The organism is Natrinema pellirubrum DSM 15624 (assembly GCF_000230735.2).
Lineage (GTDB): Archaea > Halobacteriota > Halobacteria > Halobacteriales > Natrialbaceae > Natrinema > Natrinema pellirubrum.
Genome location: NC_019962.1, coordinates 367271 through 381539 on the forward strand (window position 1 = coordinate 367271; position 14269 = coordinate 381539).

Sequence of the window (14269 nt, forward strand, 5' to 3'; positions counted from 1 at the left end):
AGTTTAGCTGTCTTCGTCCTCGTCCATCAGGTCGATACCGATCGCACGCTTGATCTGGTCGCGCAGCCCGCCGCCACCGGTGCCGCTGCCGATGGTGACGACGACCGGCTCGACGCTCGTCTCGACTTCCTGGCGTACGTTGCGCGACAGGTACTCGAGGTCGTCGTCGTGCATGACGACGATGCCGACGCCCTCGTCCTCGAGGGCTGCCGTTGCAGCGTCGTCGAGTCGCTCGTCTTTCTCGTCGTCCGGGACGTTCTCGAACCGGCGGACGCCCGCGAGGCGGAAGCCGGTCGTGAACTCCGGGCTGCCGACGACTGCGATCTCCTGGCTCATAGGATCACCAGCTCCTCTTCGATCTCGCTCTCGTCGAGTCCGACCTCGCGACCACGCGCGATCGCGCGGATGTTCTCGACCTCCCGTTCCTTCGCGAGGATGTACGACAACACGGCCGACACCGAGGCCGGATAGATGCTCGAGAGCGTATCGGCGTACTCGAGCAACGCAGCGTCTAGTGCGTGTTCGAACTGGATAAGGCTGTCAGCCTCGCGGAGCCGACCGAGCGCCTCGGAAAGTCGGTCCCCGTACCGACGGTTCTCGGCGATGTGATCGACCAGCGCATCGTAATCGCCGACCAGTCGGCTCAGTTCCGACTCGTCGAACAGGACGCCGCCGTCGATGTAGTAGGTCGCGGGATCGAGATCGGCCCCACTGCGGGCGAGCCGCAGCGCGTTCCGGGCGTTCCGGAAGTCGATCTCGGCCTGCAGGAACTCGATGTATTTCGCTTCCGGGCCCTCCTGTGGCTCGTTGCCCGGGCCGCCCGAGACGTCTGCCAGCAGGTTCTCGTAGAACTCCCGGTCGAGGGCGTTCTCGAGGGGGACGAGCGCGCCGGTCTCCTCGAACTCCTCGTAGGCGACGGTCAGCGGCTCGTAGTAGATCGTCCCGTACAGCACTTCGATCGCGTCCTCGATGTCGTCGGTCTCGAGGAGCCGATCGATCGTCCGCTCCTCGAGTTCGCCGGCCCGGATGAGGTCGGTCCGGATGTCATCGGGGGCGGTATCGGTGTAGATCCCGCGGATGATCGTCTTCAGGTTCCAGACGTCGAACTTCCGCAGGTAGCGGGCGATGAGGTCGTAGAGGCGACCGTCGGCCCAGTCGATCAGGTCTTCGAAGTGCTTCGCGAGGTTGCGGTTCAGCGCGTACTCGATCAGGTCGACGCCCGAGAACCGCGCGCCGAGTTCGTTGATCTCGCGTTCGTACTCGGTCTCCTCCATGAACCGCGCGATCTCGCTCGGCCCCATCCGGATCAGCTTGCGGTAGTCTTCGTCCGAGAACAGCGAGGCTCGGCGCGACCGAACGCGAGCGTTCACGTATTCCGGATTCGAGGCACCTGCGCTCATTGCTCGAAGAGTCGGTTGCTGATCCCCTGGAGGTTGTCTTCCCAGACGTCTTCCAGGACCGAGTCGAACGTGTTGTTGACTCGGACCCGGGACTGGTCGCTCTCGACGACGACGCCGCCGAGACAGTCGACTTCGCCGGCGTACTCGTAGCCGTCGTAGTCCGTGACGATCGACTCGAGCAGCTCCGCGTCGTCGCTTCGACCGTAGACGTTGACGTCGTTGCCCTCGTCGAACTCCTCGCTCGCGGCCTCGAGCAGGTCACGAGTGAGGTCCTCGCGGGTGTCCCCCTCGAGGGTGGCGAGTTCGTCCTCGACGGCCTCGCGGACCTCCCCGAGGACGTCGCGGCGGGCCTCCAGACGCTTCTGTTTCGCCTCCAGCTTCGCACTGGAGAGGCGCTGTTCGCGGAGCTGGTCGATCTCGCGGTCGACCTCGGCCTCCGCATCGGCGCGGATCTCCTCGGCGTCGGCCTCGGCCGCCGATTCGATCTCCTCGGCGCGCGTCTCGCCCTCACTGCGGATGTCCTCCGCACGCGCGTTGGCCTCTTCTCGAATGTCTTTGACGACTGTGTCCAAACTCATTGTGAGAGAAGGGGGTGTGGTTATCCGACGATGAAGACGACGACCAGCGCCAGGATCACGAGCGTCTCCGGAAGGACGGTCATGATCAGGCCCGGGACGAACATGTCGTCGTCTTCGGCGATGGCACCGACCGCGGCCGCGCCGATACCGCGCTCGGCGTATCCTGCTGCGAGCGCGGCGAGACCGACGGCGATCGCCGCGGCACCGGCGTCGTTGAGCGTGGGCGCTGCTTCGACTGCTGCGTCTCCGTTCTGAAGTGCGACGTCTGCGAGTTCAATCATTGTTTATGGGTCCTCTGTGTGATTTCGATCGGTTCCGAACGGTTCGTAGTTCTCCCCACCGCCTTCATAAAACTTGTTAAAGAATTCGACGTACTCGAGGCGCACAGCCTGTAAGCCGGCGCTTGTCACGCCAAGCACTAACACAACGATGTGTCCGAGTACGAGAATAACAAGTCCACCGAGCAGGGCCGCGGTCCCCGAGTGCATGAGCCCGTTGAAGATGACGTCTGCACCCTCGCCGTAGTGTTCGGCGACGTAGCTCGGTTCGTGATTCCGAAGGAAGTGGAACTCGCCGTCGGGGTCCTCGTAGGCCCCGAAGAACAGCAGGTTGACCACGAAGGCCATGCCGGCCTTCGCGAGCAACACTGCGCCCATCCGGGTGTAGGAGAACACGTTGACGACGACGTCAAGCGATTCGACTGCCTCGACGGGTTCGCTCACGACGAGCATGACGAACCCGATCAGGAAGACAAGCAGCGGCGCCGTCAGGGGGAATCCACCGAGTAGCGGAATCGCTTCGGGGAACGCGAATAGCTCCCACATCGGGAATCCGGTAAAGCCGATCGGGAACGGCCCGTCGCTGGCAAACGTCTTGAACAGGAACCCGGGCTTCGATCCCTTGCCCTGTGCCGAGAAGATCCAGATCCAGATCCCGTTGATCATCAGGATCCAGGAGCCGCTGTGGAACAGCGCGTCCTTGAATCCGTGGCTGAGATTCTCGTAGAAGTCCAGGATGTACCCGATGTTCAGGTGGACGATCCCGGCCAGCACGCTCACGACCATCCAGCCGAGCGCGAAGTCACTCGCGGCCGGCTCGAGGCCCTTGTTCAGTGGCAACAGCTCGGAGTGGAACAGGTCGTGCCAGATGACCTCTCCGAGGATGTGCAGGCCGAATATCTCGCCGTAGATGATCCCGAAGAGGATCGTGAACAGCCCCGCCCAGATGGCGACGCCGCCGAGGCTGGAGATTCCCTTGCTGTCGAACTGCGTGGCCATGTACGCACCGATGGCGACGTACATGATCCCGTAGCCGACGTCCCCGATCATGAACCCGAAGAACGCCGGGAACGTCAGGAACAGGAAGATCGTCGGATCCAGCTCGCTGTATTTCGGTCGGTTGACTGCCTGTACGAGCAGTTCGAACGGCTTGGCCACGCCCGGATTGTTCTGGACCGTCGGCGGCTCGTCGCCCATCGTGACCGTCGAGCCACCGTCGGTGACCGCCTTCTGCTGTTGGTCGTCCGCGTCGGCGGCTGCGTCGTCTTCGTCCGCTGCTGACGGCGCACCCTCCTGTACGTCCTCCGTATGGGAGTGTGCCCCGTGGCGGTCGTAGTCCGCCCGCTCGAGTTCTTCGATCTCGACGCTGTCGCCGACGGCGTCGTCCAGCGCGGCGACGAGTCGGTCGTACTCGTCGGTCGGGATCCAGCCCTCCGCGATGAAGGCACGATCGGTCGTCGCGAACTGCAGCGGCGCTTCCGCTTGCTGGACCTCGACGGTCAGTTCCTCCTCGACCCGCAGGAGGAAGCCGGCTTCCTCCCGCTTGATCTCTTCGAGTTCCGCGTCGATCTCCTCGCGTCTGCTCTCGAGGTCTGCCCTCTCGTCCTCGAGGTCGGCGACGTACGCCTCGGGACTCTGTTCGGTCTCGGGCACCGAATGGCGCGTGACGTCGACGCCGACCAGGGCGTCGTCGATCGGCGCGTCGTCGGCGTCCGCGGTCGGTGCGGCGACGATCGCCACGACGTCACCGCCGGTGAACGTTTCGAACGCCCGGATGTCGTCGGACGCCGCGACGGCGTCCTCGATCGCACCGACGGGACCTTCGACGACGGCCACGTCGACCGACTCGTACCCCGACAGCAGGTCGAGGTCGATCCCGAGTTCCGCGAAGGGCGCGACGCGGTCGATCTTCTCGTTGACCTGTCGCAGCTCGTCGGTGACCTCACCGCGTTGGTCGTCGAGTTCGTTGACTCGCGTGCGGATCTCCTCGAGTCGATCCTCCCAGCCTGTCTCGAGTCGCCCCGGCTCGGCCTCGTCGGCCGACAGCTCGAGGGTGTTTTCGAGGGCTCGGACGGTCACGAGCTTTTCCGACGCCTGATCGGCACCTTCGATGGGGTTGCCGTTATCGAACCCCTCCCACGAGCCGTCGTAGTCCGAGAGATGGACCAGGTTCAGCTCGTGGATCGTCTCGATGACCGGAGCCATGACGGCTCTGGATCCGGTCACCGAGACCTTGCTCATCTGCTCAGGTCTGAGCATGGACGTCCTCCTGGAACAGTTCGACGACGTGGTCGGTCACTTCGTCGACCCGCTCCCGGGCGCGCTCGGCGAGTTCCTCGCGCTCCTGTTCGCCTTCTTCGAGGACCTGCTCACATTCCGCATCGATCTCCTCGCGAGCTTCCTCCAGGCGGCGCTCCCGCAACTCCTGGGCCTCCTGTTCCGCTTCCGTGCGAATCTCCTCGGCACGTTCCCGGGCCTCGGCTATTCGCTCGTCGCGGTCGTTCTCTGCCAATGCGACGATCTCGTCGGCCTCCTCTTCCGCCGACTTAATTCGTTCGAGAACCTCTGGCCTCGGCATACTCTAAGCAACCGGACGTTTGCCAGAGCGCGTATATGGTAGTTGCGAAAGTGCCTCAGCGGGAACCGGACCGATCGCGGATAATAGCGGCTTACGTTCCAGCCGCGAGCCCCCGGGAACGGCAGACATATGCCGATCCGACCGAAACTCGATCCTAATGGGACTTCTCGAGAACAAGGCCCGCGCTCGACTGTTCTATAAGTACCTCTCGCGGGTCTACGACCAGGTCAATCCGTTCGTCTGGACCGAAGAGATGCGCACCGAGGCCCTGTCCCTGCTCGAGTTAGAAGCGGACATGACGGTACTCGACGTCGGCTGTGGCACCGGGTTCGCCACCGAGGGACTGCTCGAACACGTCGACGAGGTCTACGCGCTCGACCAGAGCGAACACCAGCTCGAACAGGCCTACGAGAAGTTCGGCAAGCGCGGGCCGCCGGTTCACTTCCACCGCGGCGATGCCGAACGACTGCCCTTCGCGACGGACACGTTCGACGTCGTCTGGTCGTCGGGCTCGATCGAATACTGGCCGAACCCGATCCTCGCGCTCCGGGAGTTCCGCCGCGTCCTCAAACCCGGCGGGCAGGTGCTGGTCGTCGGCCCGAACTACCCCGACAACGTCGTCAGCCAACTGCTTGCCGACTCGATCATGCTCTTTTACGACGAGTATGAAGCCGACCGGATGTTCAAGGCCGCTGGCTTCGAGGACGTGAAACACGCCTTCATGGGGCCGTCCTACGAGCCCGACGTCGCGATCACGACGATCGGTCGCGCGCCCGAGTAGTCCGATCCCGATTCAGGTCGCCGTCGTCTCGAGAGTAGCTATCTGCCGTCCGTCGACAGCGAGCGTGACGGTGACGGAATCACCTGTCGCAAACGTTGGACTGTTCGTCGCAGCGACCGAAACACCGGCGCGCTCTCCTGCTGTCCACTCGGAATCGCTTCTGGCGTTGAACGGACCATCGGGCGCGCCGTCGAATCCACTTGCACCGACGAACGGAATCGGCGGTTGTTCGGCAATCGCTGTCCCGTTTACGGCAATCCTTACTGATAGCGTCTCGACGTCGATGACATCCCCCGTGACGTGGGTGATCACGATCGTGGAGCGATCGCCGTCAGCCGAAAGTTCGAACGTCGCGGTCGGGCTAGATGACTCGAGCGACCACGTTCCGACACCGACTGCGACGACGGCTGCCAGACAGACGGTGAGTACGATCAGCGCGAGTACGCCGATAATCGGGCTCACGGCCCGTGTATCTGCAGTCGCGGCTCGGTTCGTCCTCTCGGTCACACCACCTCTTGGCCACGCCTTGTGGTATAAAAGATCGGTCTCACAGTGGTACTCGTTCGATCAAACGGCAAGCGAGAGCGGGAAGTTTCGAGCCCCGAATTCGAACTTCGTGGTTAGGAACTCGAGAGTGTGACGGGGACGCTCGTTCCGTCCGCTGTTTTTACTTGCAGTTCGTACTCACCCTTGGGTGGTACGTACCAGAGACTGCCGTCGTCACCGGTCGTTCCAACTGCGAATCCGTCGACGGTGATCGGTACAGAGATGGGATCGCCCGTTTCCGAATCGTTCACTGATACGGTCGCTGGCCCGTCCGCTTTCGTTTCCATGACGGATATTTCTACCCCTTCCTTAACTGAAGTTTTTCTATTTTCGAATGGCAACGAAGTCCGGTCTATAACCTGGACTTCTCGGTAAATCTCACCCGTTCCTCCGTCGAGATACGCCTCGAGATGTCCGTGTTCGTGGTTATTGTCGATCTTGTACAACTGTACCGTAGTATATTCGTTGAACGACGGAGACTGGACCGTTTCGTACGCCCAAGGGTACAGTTCGCGGGCATGGTCGTATGCATCCAGGATGTCCTCGAACTGAGTCGACTGTGACGCGTTCCGGTTATCGAAGCGAGTCGCTTCGCGGACGTAACTCTCTCCGAGTAGGGAGAGTACGTACCCGTTCCGTGACGTCTCGATTGCGATTACGTTGCCGTCGACCGAGCCGCCGTACCTGTATGCCGAGTCGAGTTGTGCCCGAATTTCCGTTCGGTGCATCTCGAGTTTGTCCCGCTCGTCGTCGACCAAGAGTGAGAAATTCTGAACCCGATCCGATCGCTCATCGAGTTCGGCGAACGACTCGGAGAGGACTGTTGCTTCCCGATGATTCCGAACCAAGACCTGCAGTAACTGTTCGTCCGACAGTTCGTCGTTAGCGTGGGAACGGACGGCGCGTCGTTCCCGTTCTTCGAGCCCGTCCGATTGCTCTTTCAACCGCTCGTAGCCGTTTTGGAGCAGCTCTCGCCGTTCGTCCGCGGTTGCATCGTCGAACTCCTTATCGACGGTCGTGTACTGGGCGTGATCGACTCGAATTTTGTCGTCCGCACTCGCGAGCGCTGCGCCGAGGTCGGAGCCGTATTCGGCGTACCTCATTCTGGATGTTTCATCGAGTGAGAGGCGGTTCGTCGTGTTCTCGATTGTCTGTGGAGACGGGCTGTTAGCCGCACGTAGGTTCTCTTGATGGAGCGTCTCGAGAGGGTCGTTCGCTCCGGTTACGGGGTCTGCAACCACTGGAATCGCTGTCAGCGATAGAACTAGAGCGGCTGCGAGGAGGGGCGGAATCGCGCGGTTCATCGAACGACCGTATGTTCTCCTGATACAAAAACTGGTCGCACTTCAATTCACTCGAATACCTGGATTAAATTCGTGCTACTGATGTTTTACCGCCTCTACCAGAAGTGTTCTCTGGCCCGGAAACGCTTTAGGACCGGTAGTGACGTTTTATTTTCGATGGAAAGGGTTTTTTCCCCCGGGCGACCACCCGATGGTACGCATGCGGGTATCCACCGCCGTCACAGTCGCCCTCACAATCCTCCTCATCACGACTCTTCTGGGGGCGGTGGCCGTGAAACCGGCTATGTCCGCTTCGACACCGGCATCGGAGCGGGCCGATACGATCGGTGATCGGTCCCCAACGACGATAGAACGGTCGCCAACTGACTATCGCTTGGCCGACTCCCGATTCCGAACGGCTGGTTCACCACCGTCGGCCATCACTGCCCAATCGACAGAGCCGCTCGAGCGACCCGCTACTCGGCAGGTATTTCGACTTACCGTTCGCGACAACGGCGATGTCAGGTGGACGATCGAGAGTCGCTTTCTCATAACGAACGAGAGCGAAGAGACGGTGTTCCGGGAATACGCCGCGGAAGTCACGAATAACCAGCGTAACGTCGGCTACGATCTCGACGTGTTCGAAGACTTCCGTCGAACTGCTGAACAGGAGACCGGACGTGAGATGTCGATCGAGGACCCCGGGTGGGACGACCCGACAGTCGTCGAGTCGCCGAACGACACTGTCGTTCGTAACAACACGACGACAGACGACGTTCAGGTCGGCGTCATCTCCTACTCGTTCACCTGGACGAACTTTGCTACTGTCGACGGGGATCGTGTTAATTTCGGCGACGCGTTCCGAACGGAGAACGGTGTCTGGTTTCAACTGTACGACGGACAGCGCCTCGTTGTCGAAACACCCCAACAGTACGCTCTCGAGACGCCAACACAACTTTCTTGGGACGGTCCCTACGAGTTCGACGCTACCGAACTCGAGATCGTTTTTATCCGAACCAGTGATTCGGTGATACCGATGTGGGGGTGGCTTCTGGGCGGTCTCCTCTTCGTCGTCGGGTTCATGAGTGTGGGGTACCTCGTGGTACGACGGGACGGCCGGACCAGCCCGTCAATTCCGACCGATAGACTACCCTCGATCGAAGCGATCGGGATCGCCACCAGTACTGCCAGCGACGGGGACGGTACTGAGGCGGCCGAGTCCGATGGCCCGGATTCGCCAGGGAGGAAACCGACTGGCCCGACCTCTTCGACCGGTGCCGCAATCGACGACGATCGCAACACTGGAACCAGCCTCGAGTTCGAGGAACCGGTCGGGGACGCAGTCGATCCGGAACTGCTGAGCGACGAGGAGCGCGTCCTTCGGATGCTCAAGCAAAACGGCGGCCGGATGAAACAGGCCTCGATCGTCTCGGAGACCGGCTGGTCCAACGCCAAGGTGTCGCAACTGCTCTCGCAGATGGACGACGACGACGAGATCGAGAAACTCCGGATCGGCCGGGAGAACCTCATCACGCTGCCGGGCGTCGATCCGACCGAAGTCGACTGATCGTTCGACCCGGAGTAGCCGATCCGCGACTACCGTACGGCTACCGAGTAGTTCTCGCCTGATTCCGAATCGCCGTCGGTCGAACTCGAGCCATCAGTGCCCGTCTCCGGATTGAACTGAACGTCCTTGCCGACGGCGTCGTAGATGTCGTCCCAGTCCTTGTCCTCGTCCATCAGGAAGACTTCGACGGTTAGTGACCCCGAGTCGAACTCCTCGAGCCCGGCCGGGCGAACCTCGATGTGGAACGTGCCGTTTTCTTCCATCCGAACCTCGTCCGTCCGCTCGACGAGTTTCTGTTCGTCCTCGTTGATCTTGACGAAGAAGTACGGCTCGCCCTCCACGTCACCGTGTTCCGGCGGATCGACGTTCTCCATGCTGGTGTTGGCGACGACCTCGAGGTTGAAGTTCGAGTAGCCGTCCCCGTTCTCCGCCGGCTCTTTGTCGACGAACTCGACGCTCTCGATTCGGTCCTCGCGCTTGTCCTCGAGGGGCCGGTTTGGTTCTTCCGGCGGGGACCACTCTGCGGTGGTGTCTGCGTCCCCGGTATCGTCTCCGCTGTCCGGTTCCGTTTTGTTCTCGCTTCCGCTCGACTCGACGTCATCGCCGGGGGACTCGGATTCATCGTCTGCTATGCCGTTCGTGTCCGTCTCGGTGTCGTTCGACGGTTCCGCTTGCGATCCCCCGAGGGCGCTGCATCCCGAGAGGGCCACGAGCAGCGCAACCGCGACGACGGCGACGTTTCGAAGTTCCATCGTGGCTCCCGCTTCCGACGGGGAGACCATTATTACAGCCCTGATAAGCGTCGGTGACTCATTCGACGACCGACGCGTCAGTACGGTCCCGAGTCGGCGGTCCCGTGGTGTTGAACGATGCGAAACGATCCTTATCCCATGCAAAAACCTGCAGCAAGACGGCTGCTCGCTCACGGCTCACTTCGTTCCCCGTTCGCATTCGCGGTTCTCACTCGCTTCGCTCGTTCCGAACCGCGCAACGCTCGCGGTACTTACGCAAGCGGCGTCCGCTCGACGACCTGTCCGTCGTAGGTCGGATATTGCTCGACGATCTGCGCGCACCTTTTTCTCGTCGGGTTCGCGATGCTCACCACTCCTCGAAAAATCTGCACCAAAAAGACCGCGAACGAAGCGAGCGGTCCTTACGCTAGTGGCGTCCGTTCGACGACCTGTCCATCGTAGGTCGGATACTGCTCAACGATCTGCGCGCACCTTTTTCTCGTCGGGTTCGCGATGCTCCCCACTCCTCGAAAAATCTGCACCAAAAAGACCGCGAACGAAGCGAGCGGTCCTTACGCGAGTGGCGTCCGTTCGACGACCTGTCCGTCGTAGGTCGGATACTGCTCAACGATTTCGCCGTCCTCGAGGTCACCCTCCTCGATCATCTCCTCGAGAAGCCACCAGGCGACCTCGACGTGGTCGCTCTTGACGGTGTAGAACTCCTCCGGGACCCCCAGTGCCTCGAAGCGGTCGGGGTCGGCGTACGTCTTGCCGTAGACGAGGGTGCCGTCGTCGGTGACGTCGTCGAACTCGCGGCGGATGTTGCGGGCCATGCGTTTCAGGCGGCGGCGGTGTTGGGCGGCGTCTTTGAACACGGAGGTACAGAAGTAGACCTTCTCGTGGTTGCCCATCACGTCGAGGATCTCCTCGCGGTCGCCGTCGACGGCGCTCATGTGGTCTTCCTTGAGTTCGTACCCCTGTTCCTGCATCCGACGGTAGTTCCCGTCGCTCATCTCGAACTCGTTGACGTTACAGAACTCGGCCGCGCCCTCGTCGATGAGTTCGAGGAACTCCTCCTCGGGGCGGATACCGGGGATTTCGAACGCGGGGGTCAGCCCCTCTTCACGGGCGATGTAGAGGATCTCCTCCCATTCGGTGCCGTGGAGGTCGCCCCACTGTTCGTAGGGTGGGTGGAACCGGATCTCGTCGAGTCCGGCCTCCGAGAGACGGCGCATGTTCTCGCGGCCGCCGGTGATGCCGGTGTAGAGGTGAGTGTGGTGGTCCTCGCCGAACTCGTCTTTCAGCAGTTCGAGATAGTGGCAGGTCCGGCCCAAGGCCTCTTGCGGTTCGCCGCCGGTGATCGAGGTGCCCAGCGCATCCATGCGGTGGGCCTCGGTCAGGACGTCCTCGTCGCTTTCGACGAGTCGCTCGTTGGCGTAGACGTCGGTGACGTTTTTCCGATTTTCGCCGAGCGGGCAGTAAAAGCAGTCGCGCTGGTCGCAGTAACCGTAGACGAACAGCACCATCTTGCCGCCTTTCGCGCACTGCTCACAGCCCTTCGAGATCATTCGAGGGTACGTACCCCCCCGAGCCTCAAAAGCCGTGCGAAACTGCCGGCCCATGTGTCGTGGCACCACACAACCCCATATTATTATGCGATGAGATTGTACGTAACGTAACCAATGTCTCCGGGGATCCGTGTTCTCTCTGTCGATGACGACCTCCAACTGCGCGAGCTGACCGCCACCGTTCTCGAGCGACGGAACGACGAGATCGACGTGACGACCGCGGCGAACGGTCGCGACGCGCTGGCGGTCTTCGACGGTGCGAGCGACGGGGCCGGCCGACCGATCGACTGCGTCGTCAGTGACTACGAGCTGCCGGAGATGGATGGCCTCGAGCTGTTCGTGGCGATACGGGAGCGCGATCCGTCAGTCCCGTTCGTTCTCTTTACCGGCACAGCCCCCGACGAGATCGCGAGCGAGGCGATCTCGGCCGGCGTTACCGACTACCTCCGGAAGGGGTCGGGAACCGCCCAGTACACCGTGCTTGCAAACCGGATCGAGAACGCCGTCGCGAAACGCCGCGCCGAACGGGCCCGCCGCGAGAGCGAACGGCAACTCGAGCGATACCGGGCCCTCGTCGAGAACGTTCGAATCCTCGAACTCGTGCCGACCGCGCTGTTTACCCTCGACACTGACGCCGTCATCAACTGGTGTAACGACGAGTTCGCCGACCCTTTCGTCGAGGGACGGACGGAACTGATCGGAACGCCGTTCCCGGATCTCATCGATCGCGGCTACTACGACGAGCAGGTAACGACTAAGTACATCGAGGAAGTCCGTGGCCTGCTCTCCTCGACGACCGACCGGGAGCGGGCGAAGTATCAGGTTCGGTTTCAGTCACCGGACGGTGAGGAACGAATCCACGACGTCCACACCAGACTCCTGCCGCTCGAGAACGGGGAGTTCACCGGAACGGTACACGCGATTCGGGACGTCACGCGCCGACGACGCTACCGACGCGAACTCGAGCGCCAGAACGAGCGGTTGTCGGAGTTCGCGAGCCTCGTGAGTCACGACCTGCGGAACCCGCTGAACGTCGCGCAGGGGCACCTCGATTTCATCGCGGACGGGGCCGACGACCGCCACGTCGAGAAACTACAGCGGTCGCTCGTCCGGATCGAGGAACTCATCGACGGGCTCCTCCAGCTGGCCCGACAGGGAAAAGCGATCGGCGACGAGGAGCGGTTTTCGCTCGCTGACACGGCCCAAGCAGCCTGGGCGACCGTCGACACCGGTGATGCCCGCCTCGAGATCGAAACCGATCCGATGCTGTACGGCGATGAAGACCGTGTTCGATCGCTGCTCGAGAACCTCTTTCGAAACGCCGTCGAACATGGTTCGACAACCCCTGCTTCCCACGCTCAGCAGGACGCCGTCGAGCATAGTGATTCGGGAAAGTTATTGAGTAGAAGTATCTCTTTAGTGTAGTGACTGGTCGAGAGAAGAAAATCGTGCGACACCTGAGTGAAGAAGATCTGGATCGTCTTCTCGGCGAGGCAGACGATCAGAAGGAATTCGAACGCCTCGTGTTCATCAAACGGCTGTACAAGGGTGCCACGCTGAAGGAAGCCGCCGACGACGTCGGGAAATCTGAGGGCACCGCCACGAACTGGGTTAACCGCTGGAACGAAGGAGGTCTCGGCAAACTCACTCCGAACTTCGGGGGCGGTCGGCCCCCGAAGCTCGACGAAGACCAACAAGACGAACTCATCGATCGACTACGTGAGGGACAACCGTGGAAAAAACAGGAGATTCAGCACCTTCTCGACGAGGAGTTCGACGTCGAATATCATCCACACTACCTCCCAACGTTCCTACACAATCTCGGCCTTTCCTACGCCATTCCTCGGACAAAACGGCCTGATCGACCCGACAACGCCGAAGAGATCCTCGACGAACGCGTTGAGTACGCGTTCGACGAGGATGCTCACGACCAGCCACATAATAAGCGCGAGAGTGACGACGATGACGACGAAGAGAAGTGGCGTACCGATGAGGATATCTGCACTGATGGCGGGACTGTGGTGGGATTTTTCGATGTCTCGCATCCACAACCATGGGACAACTCTCAGCGACTGTATACGGTCGATGAACCACATATCACTCGGCCGCTGGTGAAAATCGATACACCAGCGGCCGGGTTCTATGCGCTCAACGGAGAGAGCGTGCTGTCGTTCCCACCGAACCAGGAGAAAGAACAAATCTGTGGGTGTTTCGAGGAGATCCGCGAGCAGAATCCCGGCAAGCGGATTCTGCTCGTGTTGGATAACTTTTCGTCACACGTCTGCAAGCACACGCGCAAGCGTGCTCATGAACTCGGGATTGATCTGGTGTTCCTTCCGGTTGGTTCCCCGGACCTCAACCCAATCGAACCTGTCTGGAAGAGTCTCAAGTGGGAGTCTTCGCCGTTGATTGTTAACGGCGAAGACGAGTACCGGAGACTCCTTGACGAACTGTTCGACCAACTGACCGAGAAACTGAGTTTCGCTGCATCGTGGATTGACAATCACCTCAGTGGATTTCTCAATAAGATTTGCTAATCACTAGGCTCGACGAGCCCTGACTCCCACCCCCGTCAGGACGCCGTCGGACACGGCGACGACGCCGATCGGTTGACCGTCACCGTCGGCCCGCTCGAGCGCAAGCCCCAGTCCGCCGGCAGCGGCGACCGTCCCGACGGCTTCTACGTCGAGGATACGGGACCGGGGCTGCCGACCGATCGCGAGTCGTTGTTCGAGTTCGGCCACACGACCGCGGCGGAGGGGACCGGGTTCGGACTGGCGATCGTCGAGGAGATCGCCGAGGCCCACGGCTGGACCGTCGCCGCGTGCGACGGCGACGACGGCGGTGCGCGGTTCGAGTTCCGTGACGTCATCGTTCCGACCGACGGGACGACATCGACGCGATCGACGTAGGGTCGGTGGTCGACGGGCGTCGGTCGCCGACCCTCGAGCGGAGTTGC

General features: G+C 61.5%; 15 protein-coding genes. 5 read left to right on the forward strand and 10 right to left on the reverse strand.

The window, feature by feature from the left end; translation table 11 throughout:
* Nucleotides 1–3 precede the first annotated feature (3 nt).
* From NATPE_RS01805 to ahaH, 6 genes are read right to left on the reverse strand one after another with little or no spacing between them, the layout of a single operon-like run.
* Complete coding sequence (locus tag NATPE_RS01805; protein ID WP_006180308.1) at nucleotides 4–336, reverse strand: V-type ATP synthase subunit F; 333 nt, start codon at nucleotides 334–336, stop codon at nucleotides 4–6.
* Nucleotides 333–1400 carry a V-type ATP synthase subunit C gene (locus NATPE_RS01810; protein ID WP_006180307.1) on the reverse strand — a complete coding sequence of 356 codons (1068 nt, stop codon included), beginning with the start codon at nucleotides 1398–1400 and terminating at the stop codon, nucleotides 333–335. The genes NATPE_RS01805 and NATPE_RS01810 overlap by 4 nt, the downstream gene beginning before the upstream one ends.
* Nucleotides 1397–1978: a V-type ATP synthase subunit E gene (locus NATPE_RS01815; protein ID WP_006180306.1), complete on the reverse strand. Its 582-nt coding sequence runs from the start codon at nucleotides 1976–1978 to the stop codon at nucleotides 1397–1399. Before NATPE_RS01815 ends, NATPE_RS01810 begins: the two co-directional genes overlap by 4 nt.
* A 20-nt stretch (nucleotides 1979–1998) precedes the next feature.
* Nucleotides 1999–2259, reverse strand: a complete 261-nt coding sequence (locus NATPE_RS01820) for a hypothetical protein (protein WP_006180305.1) — start codon at nucleotides 2257–2259, stop codon at nucleotides 1999–2001.
* Between the two features lie 3 nt (nucleotides 2260–2262).
* Nucleotides 2263–4515 (reverse strand): V-type ATP synthase subunit I, encoded by a 2253-nt coding sequence (locus NATPE_RS01825; RefSeq protein ID WP_015298692.1) that lies wholly within the window; start codon nucleotides 4513–4515, stop codon nucleotides 2263–2265.
* On the reverse strand, nucleotides 4502–4834 hold the full coding sequence (gene ahaH / locus NATPE_RS01830; protein ID WP_006180303.1) for an ATP synthase archaeal subunit H: 333 nt from the start codon (nucleotides 4832–4834) through the stop codon (nucleotides 4502–4504). The genes NATPE_RS01825 and ahaH overlap by 14 nt, the downstream gene beginning before the upstream one ends.
* Before the next feature lie 157 nt (nucleotides 4835–4991).
* Here ahaH and NATPE_RS01835 point away from each other — a divergent pair, with 157 nt between their 5' ends.
* Nucleotides 4992–5615: a methyltransferase domain-containing protein gene (locus NATPE_RS01835; protein WP_006180302.1), complete on the forward strand. Its 624-nt coding sequence runs from the start codon at nucleotides 4992–4994 to the stop codon at nucleotides 5613–5615.
* Between the two features lie 12 nt (nucleotides 5616–5627).
* Here the strand turns inward: NATPE_RS01835 and NATPE_RS01840 are convergent, their stop codons facing one another.
* Nucleotides 5628–6122 carry a type IV pilin gene (locus NATPE_RS01840; RefSeq protein ID WP_015298693.1) on the reverse strand — a complete coding sequence of 165 codons (495 nt, stop codon included), beginning with the start codon at nucleotides 6120–6122 and terminating at the stop codon, nucleotides 5628–5630.
* Between the two features lie 113 nt (nucleotides 6123–6235).
* Complete coding sequence (locus NATPE_RS01845; protein WP_015298694.1) at nucleotides 6236–7465, reverse strand: DUF7096 domain-containing protein; 1230 nt, start codon at nucleotides 7463–7465, stop codon at nucleotides 6236–6238.
* A gap of 373 nt (nucleotides 7466–7838) precedes the next feature.
* Between NATPE_RS01845 and NATPE_RS01850 the strand changes: the two genes are divergently transcribed.
* A complete protein-coding gene (locus tag NATPE_RS01850; RefSeq protein WP_449406625.1) occupies nucleotides 7839–9011 on the forward strand; it encodes a helix-turn-helix transcriptional regulator in 1173 nt (390 codons plus the stop codon).
* Between the two features lie 29 nt (nucleotides 9012–9040).
* Here the strand turns inward: NATPE_RS01850 and NATPE_RS01855 are convergent, their stop codons facing one another.
* Together NATPE_RS01855 and NATPE_RS01860 are read right to left on the reverse strand one after the other, a co-directional pair.
* Nucleotides 9041–9763 (reverse strand): hypothetical protein, encoded by a 723-nt coding sequence (locus NATPE_RS01855; protein WP_006180297.1) that lies wholly within the window; start codon nucleotides 9761–9763, stop codon nucleotides 9041–9043.
* A 551-nt stretch (nucleotides 9764–10314) separates the two neighbouring features.
* Nucleotides 10315–11310 carry a radical SAM protein gene (locus tag NATPE_RS01860; RefSeq protein ID WP_006180295.1) on the reverse strand — a complete coding sequence of 332 codons (996 nt, stop codon included), beginning with the start codon at nucleotides 11308–11310 and terminating at the stop codon, nucleotides 10315–10317.
* A 114-nt stretch (nucleotides 11311–11424) separates the two neighbouring features.
* On the opposite strand from NATPE_RS01860, the gene NATPE_RS01865 reads away from it, so the two are divergent.
* The 3 genes from NATPE_RS01865 to NATPE_RS01875 all read left to right on the forward strand — a co-directional run bounded on the left by NATPE_RS01865 (nucleotide 11425) and on the right by NATPE_RS01875 (nucleotide 14222).
* The gene (locus tag NATPE_RS01865) at nucleotides 11425–12735 is read left to right on the forward strand and encodes an ATP-binding response regulator (protein WP_006180294.1); all 1311 of its coding nucleotides are present in this window, start codon (nucleotides 11425–11427) and stop codon (nucleotides 12733–12735) included.
* Complete coding sequence (locus tag NATPE_RS01870; protein WP_015298696.1) at nucleotides 12735–13847, forward strand: IS630-like element ISNpe13 family transposase; 1113 nt, start codon at nucleotides 12735–12737, stop codon at nucleotides 13845–13847. Before NATPE_RS01865 ends, NATPE_RS01870 begins: the two co-directional genes overlap by 1 nt.
* A gap of 72 nt (nucleotides 13848–13919) precedes the next feature.
* Nucleotides 13920–14222, forward strand: a complete 303-nt coding sequence (locus tag NATPE_RS01875; protein ID WP_006180291.1) for a sensor histidine kinase — start codon at nucleotides 13920–13922, stop codon at nucleotides 14220–14222.
* Nucleotides 14223–14269: the final 47 nt, after the last annotated feature.

Bases quoted from the DNA above. Each gene is read 5' to 3' on its own strand.
- NATPE_RS01805 (WP_006180308.1), bottom strand. From the start codon at position 336: ATGAGCCAGGAGATCGCAGTCGTCGGCAGCCCGGAGTTCACGACCGGC.
- NATPE_RS01810 (WP_006180307.1), bottom strand. From the start codon at position 1,400: ATGAGCGCAGGTGCCTCGAATCCGGAATACGTGAACGCTCGCGTTCGG.
- NATPE_RS01815 (WP_006180306.1), bottom strand. From the start codon at position 1,978: ATGAGTTTGGACACAGTCGTCAAAGACATTCGAGAAGAGGCCAACGCG.
- NATPE_RS01820 (WP_006180305.1), bottom strand. From the start codon at position 2,259: ATGATTGAACTCGCAGACGTCGCACTTCAGAACGGAGACGCAGCAGTC.
- NATPE_RS01825 (WP_015298692.1), bottom strand. From the start codon at position 4,515: ATGCTCAGACCTGAGCAGATGAGCAAGGTCTCGGTGACCGGATCCAGA.
- ahaH (WP_006180303.1), bottom strand. From the start codon at position 4,834: ATGCCGAGGCCAGAGGTTCTCGAACGAATTAAGTCGGCGGAAGAGGAG.
- NATPE_RS01835 (WP_006180302.1), top strand. From the start codon at position 4,992: ATGGGACTTCTCGAGAACAAGGCCCGCGCTCGACTGTTCTATAAGTAC.
- NATPE_RS01845 (WP_015298694.1), bottom strand. From the start codon at position 7,465: ATGAACCGCGCGATTCCGCCCCTCCTCGCAGCCGCTCTAGTTCTATCG.
- NATPE_RS01855 (WP_006180297.1), bottom strand. From the start codon at position 9,763: ATGGAACTTCGAAACGTCGCCGTCGTCGCGGTTGCGCTGCTCGTGGCC.
- NATPE_RS01860 (WP_006180295.1), bottom strand. From the start codon at position 11,310: ATGATCTCGAAGGGCTGTGAGCAGTGCGCGAAAGGCGGCAAGATGGTG.
- NATPE_RS01865 (WP_006180294.1), top strand. From the start codon at position 11,425: ATGTCTCCGGGGATCCGTGTTCTCTCTGTCGATGACGACCTCCAACTG.